At 69.5% G+C, this 14826-nt stretch carries 11 protein-coding genes; 4 read left to right on the plus strand and 7 right to left on the minus strand.

The genetic code is table 11. From position 1 onward, the window contains the following. Window positions 1-40: 40 nt before the first annotated feature. The 7 genes from AB0435_RS04460 to AB0435_RS04490 all read right to left on the minus strand — a co-directional run bounded on the left by AB0435_RS04460 (window position 41) and on the right by AB0435_RS04490 (window position 10569). Window positions 41-1192 carry a dipeptide ABC transporter ATP-binding protein gene (locus AB0435_RS04460; protein ID WP_366002821.1) on the minus strand — a complete coding sequence of 384 codons (1152 nt, stop codon included), beginning with the start codon at window positions 1190-1192 and terminating at the stop codon, window positions 41-43. Next, window positions 1185-2240, minus strand: a complete 1056-nt coding sequence (locus tag AB0435_RS04465) for an ABC transporter ATP-binding protein (RefSeq protein ID WP_366426177.1) — start codon at window positions 2238-2240, stop codon at window positions 1185-1187. The genes AB0435_RS04460 and AB0435_RS04465 overlap by 8 nt, the downstream gene beginning before the upstream one ends. 13 nt (window positions 2241-2253) lie before the next feature. Then, window positions 2254-3183, minus strand: a complete 930-nt coding sequence (locus AB0435_RS04470; protein WP_366426178.1) for an ABC transporter permease — start codon at window positions 3181-3183, stop codon at window positions 2254-2256. 32 nt (window positions 3184-3215) lie between these two features. Then, window positions 3216-4139: an ABC transporter permease gene (locus AB0435_RS04475; RefSeq protein ID WP_366426179.1), complete on the minus strand. Its 924-nt coding sequence runs from the start codon at window positions 4137-4139 to the stop codon at window positions 3216-3218. 176 nt (window positions 4140-4315) lie between these two features. Beyond that, window positions 4316-5953 carry an ABC transporter substrate-binding protein gene (locus AB0435_RS04480; protein ID WP_366426180.1) on the minus strand — a complete coding sequence of 546 codons (1638 nt, stop codon included), beginning with the start codon at window positions 5951-5953 and terminating at the stop codon, window positions 4316-4318. A 458-nt stretch (window positions 5954-6411) separates the two neighbouring features. Then, window positions 6412-8316, minus strand: a complete 1905-nt coding sequence (gene typA, locus AB0435_RS04485) for a translational GTPase TypA (protein WP_366002825.1) — start codon at window positions 8314-8316, stop codon at window positions 6412-6414. Between the two features lie 198 nt (window positions 8317-8514). After that, on the minus strand, window positions 8515-10569 hold the full coding sequence (locus AB0435_RS04490; protein WP_366426181.1) for an ABC transporter family substrate-binding protein: 2055 nt from the start codon (window positions 10567-10569) through the stop codon (window positions 8515-8517). A 304-nt stretch (window positions 10570-10873) separates the two neighbouring features. On the opposite strand from AB0435_RS04490, the gene AB0435_RS04495 reads away from it, so the two are divergent. Genes AB0435_RS04495 through AB0435_RS04510 form a run of 4 tightly spaced genes read left to right on the plus strand, consistent with a single transcriptional unit; the run spans window position 10874 to window position 14822 of the window. Continuing rightward, window positions 10874-11158 carry a hypothetical protein gene (locus AB0435_RS04495; protein WP_366002827.1) on the plus strand — a complete coding sequence of 95 codons (285 nt, stop codon included), beginning with the start codon at window positions 10874-10876 and terminating at the stop codon, window positions 11156-11158. A gap of 55 nt (window positions 11159-11213) precedes the next feature. Then, window positions 11214-12059: a hypothetical protein gene (locus AB0435_RS04500; protein WP_366002828.1), complete on the plus strand. Its 846-nt coding sequence runs from the start codon at window positions 11214-11216 to the stop codon at window positions 12057-12059. Window positions 12060-12114: 55 nt separating this feature from the next. Continuing rightward, window positions 12115-14058 carry a fumarate reductase/succinate dehydrogenase flavoprotein subunit gene (locus AB0435_RS04505; RefSeq protein ID WP_366426182.1) on the plus strand — a complete coding sequence of 648 codons (1944 nt, stop codon included), beginning with the start codon at window positions 12115-12117 and terminating at the stop codon, window positions 14056-14058. Then, window positions 14055-14822 carry a succinate dehydrogenase/fumarate reductase iron-sulfur subunit gene (locus AB0435_RS04510; RefSeq protein WP_366002830.1) on the plus strand — a complete coding sequence of 256 codons (768 nt, stop codon included), beginning with the start codon at window positions 14055-14057 and terminating at the stop codon, window positions 14820-14822. The genes AB0435_RS04505 and AB0435_RS04510 overlap by 4 nt, the downstream gene beginning before the upstream one ends. Window positions 14823-14826 lie beyond the last annotated feature (4 nt).

Raw genomic sequence — 14826 nt, forward strand, 5'->3', positions numbered from 1 at the left:
GCACCGTCCGGCCCGTCCGCAGCTCGCGGCCGACCTGCCGCTAAGCGGCCGGGACCACCTGCCGCACCTCGGCGAAGTGGCACGCCGACTCGTGCGCCGCCGGGGTGTCCTTCCCCTTGAAGACCTCGGGGATCGCGAGCAGCGGGAGCTCCTCCGCGCACTTGTCCTGCGCCTTCCAGCAGCGCGTGCGGAAGCGGCAGCCGGACGGCGGGTTCGCCGGGGAGGGCACGTCGCCGGTCAGGATGATCCGCTCCCGGCCCTCGCGCGCCTCCGGGTCGGGCACGGGCACGGCCGACAGCAGCGCCTGGGTGTAGGGGTGCGTCGGGTGCTCGTAGATCTGCGCGTCCGTGCCGATCTCGGCCATCTTGCCGAGGTACATCACGCCGACGCGGTCGGAGATGTGCCGGACGATGGACAGGTCGTGCGCGATGAAGATGTAGGAGAGGTTGAACTCGTCCTGGAGCTTCTCCATCAGGTTGATGACCTGGGCCTGCACGGAGACGTCCAGCGCCGAGACCGGCTCGTCGCAGACGATGATCTCCGGGTTGAGCGCGAGGCCGCGGGCGATGCCGATGCGCTGGCGCTGGCCGCCGGAGAACTGGTGCGGATAGCGGTTGACGTACTCGGGGTTGAGGCCGACGACGTCCAGCAGCTCCTGCACCCGCTTGCGCCGGTCGCCCTTCGGGGCCACCTCGGGGTGGATCTCGAAGGGCTCGCCGATGATGTCGCCCACCGTCATACGGGGGTTGAGCGAGGTGTAGGGGTCCTGGAAGACCATCTGGATGTTGCGGCGTACGGCCTTCAGCGCGCGCCCGGACAGCTTGGTGATGTCCTGGCCCTTGTAGAAGACCTCGCCGGCGGTGGCCGTCTCCAGGGTCATCAGCAGCCTGGCGACCGTGGACTTGCCGCAGCCCGACTCGCCGACGATGCCGAGCGTCTCGCCCTGGTAGAGGTCGAAGGAGATACCGTCGACGGCCTTGACCGCGCCGACCTGCTTCTTCAGCAGGATGCCCTGCGTCAGCGGGAAGTGCTTGACGAGGTTGCGGACCTGGAGGATCGGCTCACCGCGGTCGACCGGGGCGTCGAGAACCGCCTCGACCTCGGCCGTCGTGCTCGCGTCGGTCGGAACGACTTCGGAGACATTGGGCGTCGCGCCCGCCACGGCCTCGTCCTTCTTGCCGGTCTCAGCCATGGATCGTCTCCTTCCAGAAGTGGCACGCGCTGCCGCGGCCGTCGAGCTCGGTGCCGTCCTGCTCCGCGACCGGGAGCAGCTCCGGGATCTCCGTGCGGCACACGTCCTGCGCCTTGGGGCAGCGCGGGTTGAAGGCACAGCCGGTGGGGATGTGCAGCAGGTTGGGCGGCAGGCCCTTGATCGCGTAGAGCTCCTGGCCCTTGTGGTCCAGGCGCGGGATCGACTCCAGCAGACCGCGGGTGTACGGGTGCGCGGGGCGCTTGTAGAGCTCGTGCACCGGCGCGGTCTCGACGATCCGGCCCGCGTACATCACGGCGATCTTGTCGGCGACGTCCGCCACCACGCCCAGGTCGTGGGTGATGAGGATGAGGCCCATGTTGAGCTCGCGCTGGAGCTCGGCCAGCAGGTCCATCACCTGCGCCTGGACGGTCACGTCCAGGGCCGTGGTGGGCTCGTCCGCGATGATCAGGTCGGGTTCGAGCGCCATGGCCATGGCGATCATGATGCGCTGGCGCATACCGCCGGAGAACTGGTGCGGGTAGTCGTTGACCCGCTCCTTGGCCGCCGGGATACGGACGCGGTCCATCAGCTCGATGGCCTTGAGCTTGGCGTCCTTCTTCGACATGCCCTGGTGCACCCGGAACATCTCGCCGAGCTGGTTGCCCACGGAGAAGACCGGGTTGAGCGCCGACAGGGCGTCCTGGAAGATCATCGCCATCTTCGGGCCGCGCAGCTTGCGCCGCTCGTTCTCCGGCAGCTTGAGGATGTCCTCGCCGTGGAAGCGGATCTCACCGCCGGCCACCCGGCCGGGGGGCGAGTCGAGGATGCCCATGATGGCCTGCGCGGTGACGGACTTGCCGGAGCCCGACTCGCCGAGCACGGCGAGGGTCTCGCCGGCGTCGACGCTGTAGCTCACACCGTTGACGGCCTTGGCCACGCCGTCCCGGGTCTTGAACTCGACGTGCAGGTCGCGCACTTCGAGCAGGGGCGCGGACTTCTTGCCCTCGCCGGTCGCCGGGGTGCCGGCGGTCTCTTCGATGGTGGTCATCGGGACGTTCTCCTCAACGCAGCTTCGGGTCGAGGGCGTCGCGCAGCCCATCGCCGACGAATACAAACCCGAGCACCGTCAGCACGATCGCGACACTGGGGTAGACCCACAGGAAGTCCTTGATGCCCATGAAGTCCTTGGCCGAGGAGATCATGTTGCCCCACTCGGGAACCTCGGGGCTCACGCCGATGCCGAGGAAGGAGAGGGACGCCTCGGCCACGATCGCCGTACCCACGCTGAAGGCGATGAACGACATCACCGCGGCGATGGAGTTGGGCATGATGTGCCGGACGATGATGCGGCTCGTGCTGGCGCCCAGCGCGCGGGCGGCCGTCACATAGTCCATCTCGCGGACGGACAGGATGCTGCTGCGCAGCAGTCGCGCGACGGTGGCCCAGCTGAAGATGGCGAGCGAGAGGATCACGGGCATCACGCCGCGGCCCATCACCAGGATGATCACGATCGCGCCGATGAGCAGCGGGAAGGCGAAGAAGATGTCGGCGACGCGCATGATCACGGTGTCGACGAACTTGCCGTAGTAGCCGGCCAGCGCGCCGAGCACGAGGCCGATCAGGCAGGCCAGGAAGATCGAGGCCAGACCGACGACGACGGCGATCCGGCTGCCGTAGACGACGCGGGAGAACTGGTCGCGCCCGAGGGCGTCGGTGCCGAACCAGTGGTCGCCACTGGGGGATTGCAGGGTGTTGCTGAGGTTCTGCGCGTACGGGTCGTGCGAGGCGATCAGCGGCGCGGCCGCGGCGACGATGAAGAGCAGGGCGACCAGGACGAGGCCGACGACGGCGAGTCGGTTGGCCACGAAGCGGTGCCGGATCTCGCCCCACTGGGTGATCCGGGCGGGTGCGGGCTCGGCGGTGCCGGTCGCGGCTGCTGGCTGTGCGGTCGCGGCGTCCTGCCCCTTGGCGCTCTTGGTGAGCTCAGTCATGGGTGACTCCTAGAACGGGGTTGACCTGGCGGTCAGTTGAGACGGATCCGCGGGTCGAGCACCGCGTAGAGCAGATCGACCAGCAGGTTGAGCACGACGAACACGGCGACGCCGTAGGTGACCACGCCCACGATGATCGGGTTGTTCTGCTGCTGGATGGCGGTCACCAGCGCATAGCCGATGCCGTCCCAGTTGAAGATCGCCTCGGTGATGAGCGCGCCGCCGAGCAGACCTCCGAAGGAGATACCGATGTAGGTCACGACCGGGATGATGGAGTTGCGCATGACGTGCTTGAAGAGCACGGTGCGGCGCGGCAGGCCCTTGGCCACGGCCGTCTTCACATAGTCGGCGCGCAGCACTTCGAGCATCGTGCCGCGCATCAGACGGGCGACGAGGGCGGCGTCGATGATGGCCAGCGTCACCGCGGGCATGATCATCGAGTTGAAGGAGCCGTCGGAGATCAGCGGGAACCAGCCGAGCTTCACCGCGAAGGTGCTCTGCAGGATCGCGCCGATGACGAAGCTGGGGAAGCCGATGGCCAAGGTGGTCAGCAGCGTGACCAGCACATCCCAGAACGAGTATCTGAACAGAGCCGCCACCAGACCCGCGAGCATGCCGAGCACCACGTCGATGACGATGGCCGCGAGCGCGAGCTTGGCGGTGTTCTGGAGCTTGGGACCGAGGACCTCGGTCACCTCGCGCCGCTGGGTGTAGTCCTCGCCGAGGTCGCCCTTGACGAGGTTGGTGACGTAGTTGCCGTACTGCACGGCGAGCGGCTTGTCCAACCCGTAGCGCTCGCGCAGTTCCTGGACGACGGCGGGGTCTCGCGCCTTGTCGCCACCGAGCGAGCCGACGGGGTCACCCGGAAGAACGAACAGACAGGCGAACAGAATGAGTGTCGCACCGAAGAGGACGACCACCATCTGCCCGATCCGCCGGATCACATACTTGCCCACGTTGCTGCCTCCTTGACTTGCTGCCGCCGTGGGGCGTGTTCCGCCGCCTCGGGGGGAGGGAGGCGGCCCGGCACGGGCGGCCTTGTGGGCCGGCCGTGCCAGGCGAAGGCCGTGGAGCCGCGGGCCTCGGCCCGGACAACCCCACGACCTTCACGGAAGTGGCTGGATGGTGAGGGTTACTTCGGGCTGATCTCGGCGAGGTTCGGGTCCTCGAAGAAGTCCATCTTCACGCCGTCGAACTTCTTGGTGTTGGCGAGGCGGTACTGGGTGCGCTTCCACAGCGGGATGAGCGCCTGGTCCTCGTCGATCGCCAGCTTCTCGGCGTCCTGGTAGATCTTCGCGCGCTCGGCGGCGTCCTTGGTCTCGCGCGCCTTGACCAGCATCTCGTCGAACTTCGGGTTGCTGTAGCGGCCGCGGTTGTCACCGAGGGCCTTGCCACTGGCGTCCGGGTTGATGCCACTGGTGGACAGCAGCGGCGAGAGGAAGTTGTCCGCGGTCGGGTAGTCGGCCGACCACGCCGCGCGCCAGATGCCGTTGGCGCCCTTCTCCTGCTCCTTGGCCAGCGCCTCCTTGAAGGGCAGACCGTTCAGCTTGACCTTGAGGCCGAGCACGTCCTCGATCTGCTTGGCGACCGCCTGCACCCACTCCTCGTGCCCGGCACCGGTGTTGTAGCCGAAGTCGAGGGTGTCGCCGGACTTCAGGCCCGCCTTGTCCGCGTACTCCTTGGCCTTCGCCTTGTCCTGCTTGACGCAGGAGGAGCAGACGTCCGGCTTGTAGACGTCCTTGAAGGTCGGCGGCAGGAGGGACGTGGCCGGCTCCTGGAGACCCTGGTAGACGCCCTTGGCGATCTCGGCGCGGTCGATCGCGTAGGAGACGGCCTTACGGGCGTCCGCCGACTTCATCTGCGACTCGGTGGTGAAGAGCAGCAGGTAGTTGACGCCGCTGGAGTCCAGCTTCAGCCACTCGCCCTGGCCGTCGTACGTCGCCTTGGCGACCGGCAGCTGCGGCGTGGGCATACGGGCCCAGTCGAACTGGCCCGACTTGAAGCCCGTGTACTCCAGGTTGTTGCTGTTGGCCGGGTTGAGGATCGAGATCTCGACCTTGCCGAGCTTGGCCTTGTCCAGACCGTAGTCGTCGTTGCGGACGAGCGTGATCTTCTGGTTGTGCTGCCAGCTGCCGTCCATCTTGAACGGGCCGTTGCCGATGGGCGCGTCGTTGAACGTCTTGTTGTCGCCGGCGCCGGCGACCTTCGGCATCGGGCTGAAGACGGAGTGCGCGGTCTTCTTGTTGAACTCGAAGTCCGGGGCGGAGAGCTTCACCTTGAGGGTGTACTCACCCGCGGCGGTCAGGCCCGAGAACTTGTCGCTCTTGCCGGAGTTGAGGTCCTTGAAGCCGTCGACGCCGTTCATGTGGTAGGCCACATCGGAGGCGGAGGACTTGGCGGCGGCCCGGGTCCATCCACGGATGAACGCCTCGGCGTTGACCGGCTCACCGTTGCTGAACTTGGTGTCCTTCTTGATCTCGAAGGTCCACTCGTCACCCTTGTCGTTCGGGGTGCCGGAGACGGCCAGCATCGGCTTCAGGGTGCCGTCGAGGTTCACGTCGTACAGACCGGTGAACAGGTTTCGCGCGACCAGGGTGCCCTCGGACTCCTGGGCGTTCACCGGGTCGATCGAGACCGGCTCGGTGATGCCGAGGCGGAACGCCGCCCCGCCCTTGCCATCGCTCTTGCTGTCGTTGCCACCGCACGCGGTCGCGGCCATGGCCACGACTATCGCTCCGACGACCCACTTGGCGCTCTTGCCACCGCGCATGGGTATGCCTCCTCAGGAGTCCACTGGTTCACTACCAAGAGAGGCGCCGGTCCCACGCTGACACCCCTGACAGCGGAGACGGAACCGGCACCTCGAGTGTGCTCGTGAGTCGGCGCTCCCCACAGCGCGTGACCCATTGACCCGAGCTCAATGAACCCAACTATTGAGTACGTCCGGCTTGTAAACCACACTTAAAGGGTCTCGCTTTGGTCACATCGATCACATTCGCCTGTCCGAAATCCGGACAAAGCGAGGAGAGACAGACACCCGCGAAACGGACTGTTAACACAACAACAGGTTCCACACGTCCGCTATTCGGACACTCGGCGGTTAAACCTGGCGCTAAATCACTTGCCGGGAGGGGCACCGGAGAGGCAGTCGCACCCCGAGCATGCCAGAGGCCCGGCTTCACCACTTCGGAAAGTGGTGAAGCCGGGCCTCGGTGAACTGGCGGAGCGTCAGCGCTTGGCGCGGGAAGCCGTGCGGCCGCGCTCCTTCTGGTCCAGGACGACCTTGCGGATGCGGACGGCCTCCGGGGTCACCTCGACGCACTCGTCGTCGCGGCAGAACTCCAGGGACTGCTCCAGCGACAGCTTGCGCGGCGGGACGATCGCCTCGAAGGAGTCGGCGGAGGAGGAGCGCATGTTGGTGAGCTTCTTCTCCTTGGTGATGTTGACGTCCATGTCGTCGGCGCGGGAGTTCTCGCCGACGATCATGCCCTCGTAGACCTCGGTGCCCGGGTCCGTGAAGAGGACGCCGCGCTCCTGGAGGTTCGTCATCGCGAAGGCGGTGACGGCGCCGGCGCGGTCGGCGACCAGGGAGCCGTTGTTACGGGTCTTCAGCTCGCCGAACCACGGCTCGTGGCCCTCGTGGATGGAGTGGGCGATGCCGGTGCCGCGGGTGTTCGTCAGGAACTCCGTACGGAAGCCGATCAGGCCGCGGGACGGGACGACGAACTCCATGCGGACCCAGCCGGAGCCGTGGTTGGACATGTTGTCCATCCGGCCCTTGCGGGTGCCCATGAGCTGCGTGACCGCGCCCATGTGCTCCTCGGGCACGTCGACCGTCAGGCGCTCGACCGGCTCGTAGGTCTTGCCGTCGACCTGCTTGGTGACGACCTGCGGCTTGCCGATCGTCATCTCGAAGCCCTCGCGGCGCATCTGCTCGACCAGGATGGCCAGCGCCAGCTCACCGCGGCCCTGCACCTCCCAGGCGTCGGGGCGCTCGGTGTCCAGGACGCGCAGCGAGACGTTACCGACCAGCTCGCGGTCCAGACGGTCCTTGACCTGACGGGCGGTGACCTTGCGGTCCTTGACGGCGGACTTGGCGTCCGCGCCCTTGCCCGTGCCGCCACGGCCGACCAGCGGCGAGGTGTTGGTGCCGATGGTCATGGAGATCGCCGGCTCGTCGACCGTGATCAGCGGCAGCGCGATCGGGTTCTCCGGGTCGGCCAGGGTCTCGCCGATCATGATGTCGGGGATACCGGCGACGGCGCAGATGTCACCCGGGCCGGCCACCTCGGCGGGCTTGCGGGTGAGGGCCTCGGTCATCATCAGCTCGGTGATGCGGACGCTGGAGATGGTGCCGTCGCGCTTGATCCACGCGACCGTCTGGCCCTTGCGCAGCTCGCCCTGCTCGACGCGGAGCAGCGCGATGCGGCCGAGGAAGTTGTCGGCGTCGAGGTTGGTGACGTGGGCCTGGAGCGGCGCGTCCTCCTCGAACGACGGGGCCGGGACGTGCTCCAGGATCGTGGAGAAGAACGGCTCCAGGCTGGTGCTGTCCGCGGGGACGGTGCCGTCCTCCGGCTTGGTCAGCGAGGCGATGCCGTCACGGCCGCAGGCGTAGACGATCGGGAACTCGATCTGGTCCTCGTCGGCGTCCAGGTCGAGGAAGAGGTCGTAGGTCTCGTTGACGACCTCGTCGATGCGGGAGTCCGGGCGGTCCGTCTTGTTGATGCAGAGGATGACCGGCTTCCGCTGCTGGAGCGCCTTGCGGAGCACGAAGCGGGTCTGCGGCAGCGGGCCCTCGGAGGCGTCCACCAGCAGCACGACCGCGTCCACCATCGACAGACCGCGCTCGACCTCGCCACCGAAGTCGGCGTGGCCGGGGGTGTCGATGATGTTGATGGTGATCGGCTCGCCGCCGTCCTTGGGGTGATACTTCACCGCCGTGTTCTTGGCGAGGATCGTGATGCCCTTCTCACGCTCCAGGTCGTTCGAGTCCATGACGCGGTCGTCGACGGACTCCAGCTGGTGGGCGGCGAAGGCGCCGGCCTGCTTGAGCATGGCGTCGACGATGGTCGTCTTGCCGTGGTCGACGTGGGCGACGATGGCGACGTTTCGAATGTCGTGGCGCGTGGGCACTTGCGGCGCTTCTCCCGGAATCGTGGATGGCGACGCGTACGGTCCGGTACGCGCGCCTGCCGGGCAGGACACGCCACGGCCTATCCACTCCATGGTACGGGCCCGCGCCGACTTCGGCCGCCCGGGGATGCGTACGAGTGTTCTGACCTGCGGTAATTCCATCGGTATTCGCATCGGCCGGCGGCCCCGGGACCCCGGTCAGCCCCGGAAGCCCAGGTCCTGGTACCGCGGGGTGGCGAAGCCGAAGGCCCCGGCGTTGGCCACGGTGCCGCGGGCGGCGACGAGCTCGGGCCGCTGGTAGAGGGGGAGGGAGCCGGCCGCCGCCCAGATCCGGGCGTCCGCGCGGTCGACCAGGTCGTGGGAGACGTCCGGGTCCAGCTCCGTGGACGCCTGCTCGAAGAGCTGGTCGATCTGGTCCGTGCCGACCCGGGTGTAGTTCTGCTCCACCAGCAGCGAGCCGTCGGCCGCGGGCTGCGGCTTGGCGAAGACGGGCCGGGCGTCGGTCGCGGGGAAGGCGGTCGCGGGCCAGGAGTAGAGGGCGAGGTCGTAGCTGCCCGCGGCGATGTGGTCCTTGAAGTAGCCCGCGTCGGCGACCTTCGTGATGTCGGTGTGGATGCCGACCGCCTCCAGACGCCGGGCGATGCGGTCGCCGACGGCCCGCAGCGGCTCGGCGGCCGCGCCCTCCGGCAGGATGAAGCGGAGGCTGAGCTTCTTGCCGTCCTTCATCCGGACCGGGGCGGCGACCGCCTTGCCGCCCGCGTCCCGGGGGGCCTTCTCGTCGACGTCGCCGGGCTGGCCCGTGCGCTCCTCGCGCTCCTGCCGCTCCGCGGCCGACTCCTCGCCGGGGGCGGCGGCCGGCTCGTCGGCGGTCCGGGTGTCCTCCTCGTCCTCCGTGGGCTCGGTGCCGCGGTCCGGGCGGCCCGCCTTGTCCGCCTCGGCCTGCTTCTTCGACAGGGCCGAGCCGTGGGCGCCCTTCTCCTGCCAGCCCGCGTCCGCGAGCAGGGCCTCGGCGGCCTTGGGGTCGGGCCCGCCGATGGCGTCGCTGTTGTCCTCGTACCCCTGCTGTCCCGCCATGTAGAAGTGGCTGCCGAGCGGGTCGGCGGGCAGGCCCAGCGGGCGCAGCACCACCTCGGCGAGGTCCTTGCGGTCGATGGCGCGGGCCACCGCGCGGCGCACCCGCTCGTCGGCCAGCGGGCCGGAGGCGCCGTTGAGGGCGAGCTGGGTGTAGGCGGGCTCCAGGGACTTGCGCACGGTCAGCCCGCGCAGCGCCTCGGCCTCGGGGGGCCTGCCCACCACGGCCCGGTTGCCCTTCTCCCCCTCCCCCTTCTTCAGCGGCTTGTTCGCGGCGATGATCCGGTGCGCGACGGAGGGGCTGACGTCGGCGAGGTCGAGCTTGCCGTCCGCCAGCTCGTCGGCGCGCTCGCCGGGCGGCACGGCGCGCAGGACGAGGCGGTCGAGCTTGGCCCGGTCGCCCCACCACTTCGGGTCGCGTACGAGCGTGAGCGTGCCCTCGTCCTTGTCGCGGGAGTCGACCCGGAAGGGGCCCGCGGAGACCTTCAGCTCGTTGCGAGCGCTGTCGTTGAAGCCGCCCGGGCTGCCCATCACGGACCTCGGGTAGAGCGGGGTGAAGAGCGAGGCCCAGTCGGCGAAGGGCTTGGCGAAGGTGACCTTGACCTCGTGGGCGTTCGCGCCCTGCTCGACGCGGTCGATCCGGTCGTAGCCGGCGTTGCGCGCCGTCCAGTAGGCGCTGTCCTTGCCGCGCAGCGCCTTCCACTGGGCCTCGAAGTCGGCGGCCGACAGGGCCTTGCCGTCGCTCCAGGCCGCCCTGGGGTCGAGCTTGTAGACGACGACCTGCCGGGGCTCGCGCTCGGCGACGGTGGCGGCCGTGAGGTAGTCGGCATTGCGCTGCGGGCGCCCGCTCCGGTCCATGGTGAACAGCGCGGGCAGCACCGCTCCGGCGACGCGCTGGGTGGTGGGGTCGGCGTCGGCCTGGAAGGTGTTGAAGGTCGCGGGCAGCGCGTCCACCGCCCAGCGCAGGGTGCCGCGGTCGGCGACCTTGGCGCGCGGGGCGGCGGCGATGTCCGGCGGGGTGACGGAGCCCTCGGCGCCGCCGTGGCCCCCGCCGCAGCCGGCCAGGACGGGCAGCGGGAGCAGGACGCCCGCGGCGAGCAGCACGGCGGAGCGGCCCGTGCGGGACCGGGTCAGGGTCGTCAGGGGTGCCGAGAGGGCCGAGAGGGCCGAGAGGGGGGCCATGGGATACCTCCGCCGGACTGGGCTGCCGCCGGATGGCTCGTCCGGCGCAATGCGCGGTTGATCGCATCTACCGACAACCACTCAAAGCGACGGGCATGGCGAAAGGGGCGCCGACACGGCGCCGCCGGGCCGCACGCCACCCACGTGGGCGAACGCGGCCCCGGCCCTCGACGCGGGCGCCGCCTCCCCCGACGGCGCGATCGCGAACGCTATCTTCCCCCGGAGGGGTGTGACGCGCGACACTCACTGTCGCAACACTGTCGCCACCCGCAACCGCCGATCGCGGAAGTGAGGGCAAGGACCCATGTCCCTGAACGATGAAGTGACGGCAGTCCAGCGCTGCCTCGACGACCTCGGCCGCGCGCTCGCCCGGCTGGAACCCCTGCTGGGCGCCAGGGACCTGGAGCTGCGACGCGTGCGCACCGACGCCGCCCACCTGCGCGAGAGCGTCACGCTCCTGCGCTCCGCCCACTCACCGGAAGCACCCCGCCCCGAGCCGGTCCCGGTACCCGACGCCCCGTACGACGCCTCGCTGTGGAAGGACGCCGACGAGGAGGGGCTCGGGGCCCGCGACCGGCACGCGCCCTGACACCCCCGGGCAGCGCGGAGAGACACCGACCACCCACTCCTCCCCGGAGTCCCACTTGGCCACTGGTACCGATCCCCGGACAGGCACCGCCACCGCCCCCAGCCAGTCCCCCGGTGGCGTGCACCACGCGTCGCGCGCCTCGATCGCCCCCCGCCACCTGCGCACCGACCGCTGGTGGCTCGCGCCCGCGGCCACGGCCGCCGGGCTGCTGGCGTTCGTCGTCTACTCCACCTGGCGCGCCTTCGCCAACGGCGACTACTACGCCGCCCCGTACGTCTCGCCGTTCTACTCCCCGTGCGTCGCGCAGAACTGCGTCCCCATGAAGGACGGCGCGGACTGGGGCCTCTTCGGCTCCTGGTGGGGCCTGTCACCGGCCCTGCTGGTCCTGATCTTCCCGCTGGGCTTCCGGCTGACCTGCTACTACTACCGCAAGGCGTACTACCGCGGCTTCTGGGCCTCGCCCCCGGCCTGCGCGGTCGCGGAGCCGCACAAGAAGTACACCGGCGAGACCCGCTTCCCGCTGATCCTGCAGAACGTCCACCGCTACTTCTTCTACTTCGCGGTGATCGTCGCGGGCATCCTCACCTATGACACCGTCCTCGGCTTCCGCAACGCGCGGGGCGAGTGGGGTCACATGGGGCTCGGCACGCTCGTGCTGCTCGCCAACATCACCCTGATCTGGGCGTACACCCTCTCGTGCCACTCCTGCCGGCACATCGTCGGCGGCCGGCTGCGCAACTTCTCCAAGCACCCGGTGCGCTACCGCATGTGGGGCTGGGTCAGCGCGCTGAACGCCCGCCACATGCTGCTCGCCTGGGCCTCCCTGGTCAGCGTGGCGGTCGCCGACTTCTACGTCTATCTCGTCGCCAGCGGCGCCTTCGACGATCCGCGCTTCTTCTAGAGACCGACAGCTAGAGACCGACAGCTAGAGATCCAGCCCAGAGAGGGGCATATTGATGTCGCGTACGGCCCGGCAATCCTGGGACGTCGTCGTGGTCGGTGCCGGAGGCGCGGGGCTGCGGGCCGCCATCGAGGCCCGGGAGCAGGGCCTGCGTTGCGCGGTGATCTGCAAGTCGCTGTTCGGCAAGGCCCATACAGTCATGGCCGAGGGCGGCATCGCCGCCAGCATGGGCAACGTCAACCAGGGCGACAACTGGCAGGTCCATTTCCGCGACACCATGCGCGGCGGCAAATTCCTCAACCAGTGGCGGATGGCCGAGCTGCACGCCCAGGAGGCGCCCGAGCGGGTCTGGGAGCTGGAGACCTGGGGCGCGGTCTTCGACCGCACCGCCGACGGCCGGATCTCGCAGCGCAACTTCGGCGGCCACGAGTACCCGCGGCTGGCGCACGTCGGCGACCGTACGGGCCTGGAGCTGATCCGCACCCTCCAGCAGAAGATCGTCGCGCTCCAGCAGGAGGACCACCGGGAGACCGGCGACTACGAGTCCCGGCTGAAGGTCTTCCAGGAGTGCACGGTCACCCGCCTGCTCAAGAGCGGTGAGCGCGTCTCCGGCGTCTTCGGCTACGAGCGCGAGTCCGGCCGCTTCTTCACCATCGAGTCCCCGGCCGTGGTGCTGGCCACCGGCGGCATCGGCAAGTCCTTCAAGGTGACGTCCAACTCCTGGGAGTACACGGGCGACGGGCACGCGCTCGCGCTGCTCGCCGGGGCGTCGCTGATCAACATGGAGTTCGTGCAGTTCCACCCGACCGGCATGGTCTGGCCGCCGTCCGTCAAGGGCATCCTGGTCACCGAGTCCGTGCGCGGCGACGGCGGGGTGCTGCGCAACAGCGACGGCAAGCGGTTCATGTTCGACTACGTCCCGGACGTCTTCAAGGAGAAGTACGCGGAGTCCGAGGACGAGGGCGACCGCTGGTACAAGGACCCCGACCACAACCGCCGCCCGCCCGAGCTGCTCCCCCGCGACGAGGTGGCCCGCGCCATCAACTCCGAGGTGAAGGCCGGCCGCGGCAGCCCGCACGGCGGGGTCTTCCTCGACATCTCCAGCAGGCTGCCCGCCGAGGACATCCGCCGCAAACTCCCTTCCATGCACCACCAGTTCAAGGAGCTGGCGGACGTGGACATCACCGCCGAGCCGATGGAGGTCGGGCCCACCTGCCACTACGTGATGGGCGGGGTGGACGTCGACCCGGACACGGCGGCGGCGGTCGGCGTGCCCGGCCTCTTCGCCGCGGGCGAGGTCGCGGGCGGCATGCACGGCTCCAACCGGCTGGGCGGCAACTCCCTCTCCGACCTGCTGGTCTTCGGGCGGCGGGCCGGACTCCACGCCGCCCGCTACGCGGCGGGGCTCGCGGCGGCGGAGCGGCCGGCCGCGGCCGATGCCGACATCGAGGCGGCCGAGGCGGAGGCGCTGCGCCCGTTCGGCGCCGAGGGCGGCGACCCGGCCGTCTCGCAGGGCCCGGCGGAGAATCCGTACACCCTCCACCAGGAGCTCCAGCAGTCGATGAACGACCTGGTGGGGATCATCCGCAAGGGCCCCGAGATGTCGGAGGCGCTGCGCCGGCTCGCGGCGCTGCGGGACCGCTCCCGGCGGGCGGGGGTGGAGGGGCACCGGCAGTTCAACCCCGGCTGGCACCTGGCCCTGGACCTGCGGAACATGCTGCTGGTCAGCGAATGCGTGGCGCGCGCGGCCCTGGAGCGCACGGAGAGCCGGGGCGGGCACACGCGCGACGACCACCCGGCGATGGACCGGCAGTGGCGCCGGGTGAACCTCGTGTGCCGGCTGTCGGAGGAGAGCCCGGGTTCCGCGGCGGCCGATCCCCTGCTGGGGCTGGTGCGGGTGGCCCGGCGCGAGATGCCGCCGATCCGCGGCGACCTGCTGGCGCTCTTCGAGAAGGACGAGCTGGTGAAGTACCTGACGGACGAGGAGTTGACGACTTGAGTTACGACGCCCATTTCCGGGTCTGGCGGGGTGATGCGGACGGCGGGGGTCTCGTCGACTACACCGTGGCCGTCAACGAGGGCGAGGTGGTCCTCGACGTCATCCACCGGCTCCAGGCCACCGAGGCCGCCGACCTGGCCGTCCGGTGGAACTGCAAGGCGGGCAAGTGCGGTTCGTGCAGCGCGGAGATCAACGGCAGGCCGCGGCTGATGTGCATGACCCGGATGTCCTCCCTCGATCCGGACGCGACGGTGACGGTCACCCCGATGCGGGCCTTCCCGGTGCTGCGGGACCTGGTGACGGACGTGTCCTTCAACTACGCGAAGGCCCGCGAGGTGCCCGCCTTCGTACCGCCGCCGGGAGTGGCGGCCGGGGACTACCGGATGAAGCAGGAGGACGTCGGCCGGTCGCAGGAGTTCCGCAAATGCATCGAGTGCTTCCTGTGCCAGGACACCTGCCATGTGGTGCGCGACCACGAGGAGAACAAGCCGGCCTTCGCCGGGCCCCGTTTCCTGATGCGCGTCGCCGAGCTGGACATGCACCCCCTGGACGCGGCGGCCGAGGCGGGCATCGACCGCAAGCGCGCCGCGCAGGACGAGCACGGCCTGGGCTACTGCAACATCACCAAGTGCTGCACGGAGGTCTGCCCCGAACACATCAAGATCACGGACAACGCGCTGATCCCGCTCAAGGAGCGGGCCACCGACCGTAAGTACGACCCACTGGTGTGGCTGGGCAGCAAGATCCGGCGCCGCGGGGAGTGAGCCC

This window comes from Streptomyces sp. NPDC051173, from assembly GCF_040689515.1.
GTDB lineage: Bacteria > Actinomycetota > Actinomycetes > Streptomycetales > Streptomycetaceae > Streptomyces.

Bases quoted from the DNA above. Each gene is read 5' to 3' on its own strand.
- AB0435_RS04460 (WP_366002821.1), bottom strand. From the start codon at position 1,192: ATGGCTGAGACCGGCAAGAAGGACGAGGCCGTGGCGGGCGCGACGCCC.
- AB0435_RS04465 (WP_366426177.1), bottom strand. From the start codon at position 2,240: ATGACCACCATCGAAGAGACCGCCGGCACCCCGGCGACCGGCGAGGGC.
- AB0435_RS04470 (WP_366426178.1), bottom strand. From the start codon at position 3,183: ATGACTGAGCTCACCAAGAGCGCCAAGGGGCAGGACGCCGCGACCGCA.
- AB0435_RS04480 (WP_366426180.1), bottom strand. From the start codon at position 5,953: ATGCGCGGTGGCAAGAGCGCCAAGTGGGTCGTCGGAGCGATAGTCGTG.
- AB0435_RS04490 (WP_366426181.1), bottom strand. From the start codon at position 10,569: ATGGCCCCCCTCTCGGCCCTCTCGGCCCTCTCGGCACCCCTGACGACC.
- AB0435_RS04495 (WP_366002827.1), top strand. From the start codon at position 10,874: ATGTCCCTGAACGATGAAGTGACGGCAGTCCAGCGCTGCCTCGACGAC.
- AB0435_RS04505 (WP_366426182.1), top strand. From the start codon at position 12,115: ATGTCGCGTACGGCCCGGCAATCCTGGGACGTCGTCGTGGTCGGTGCC.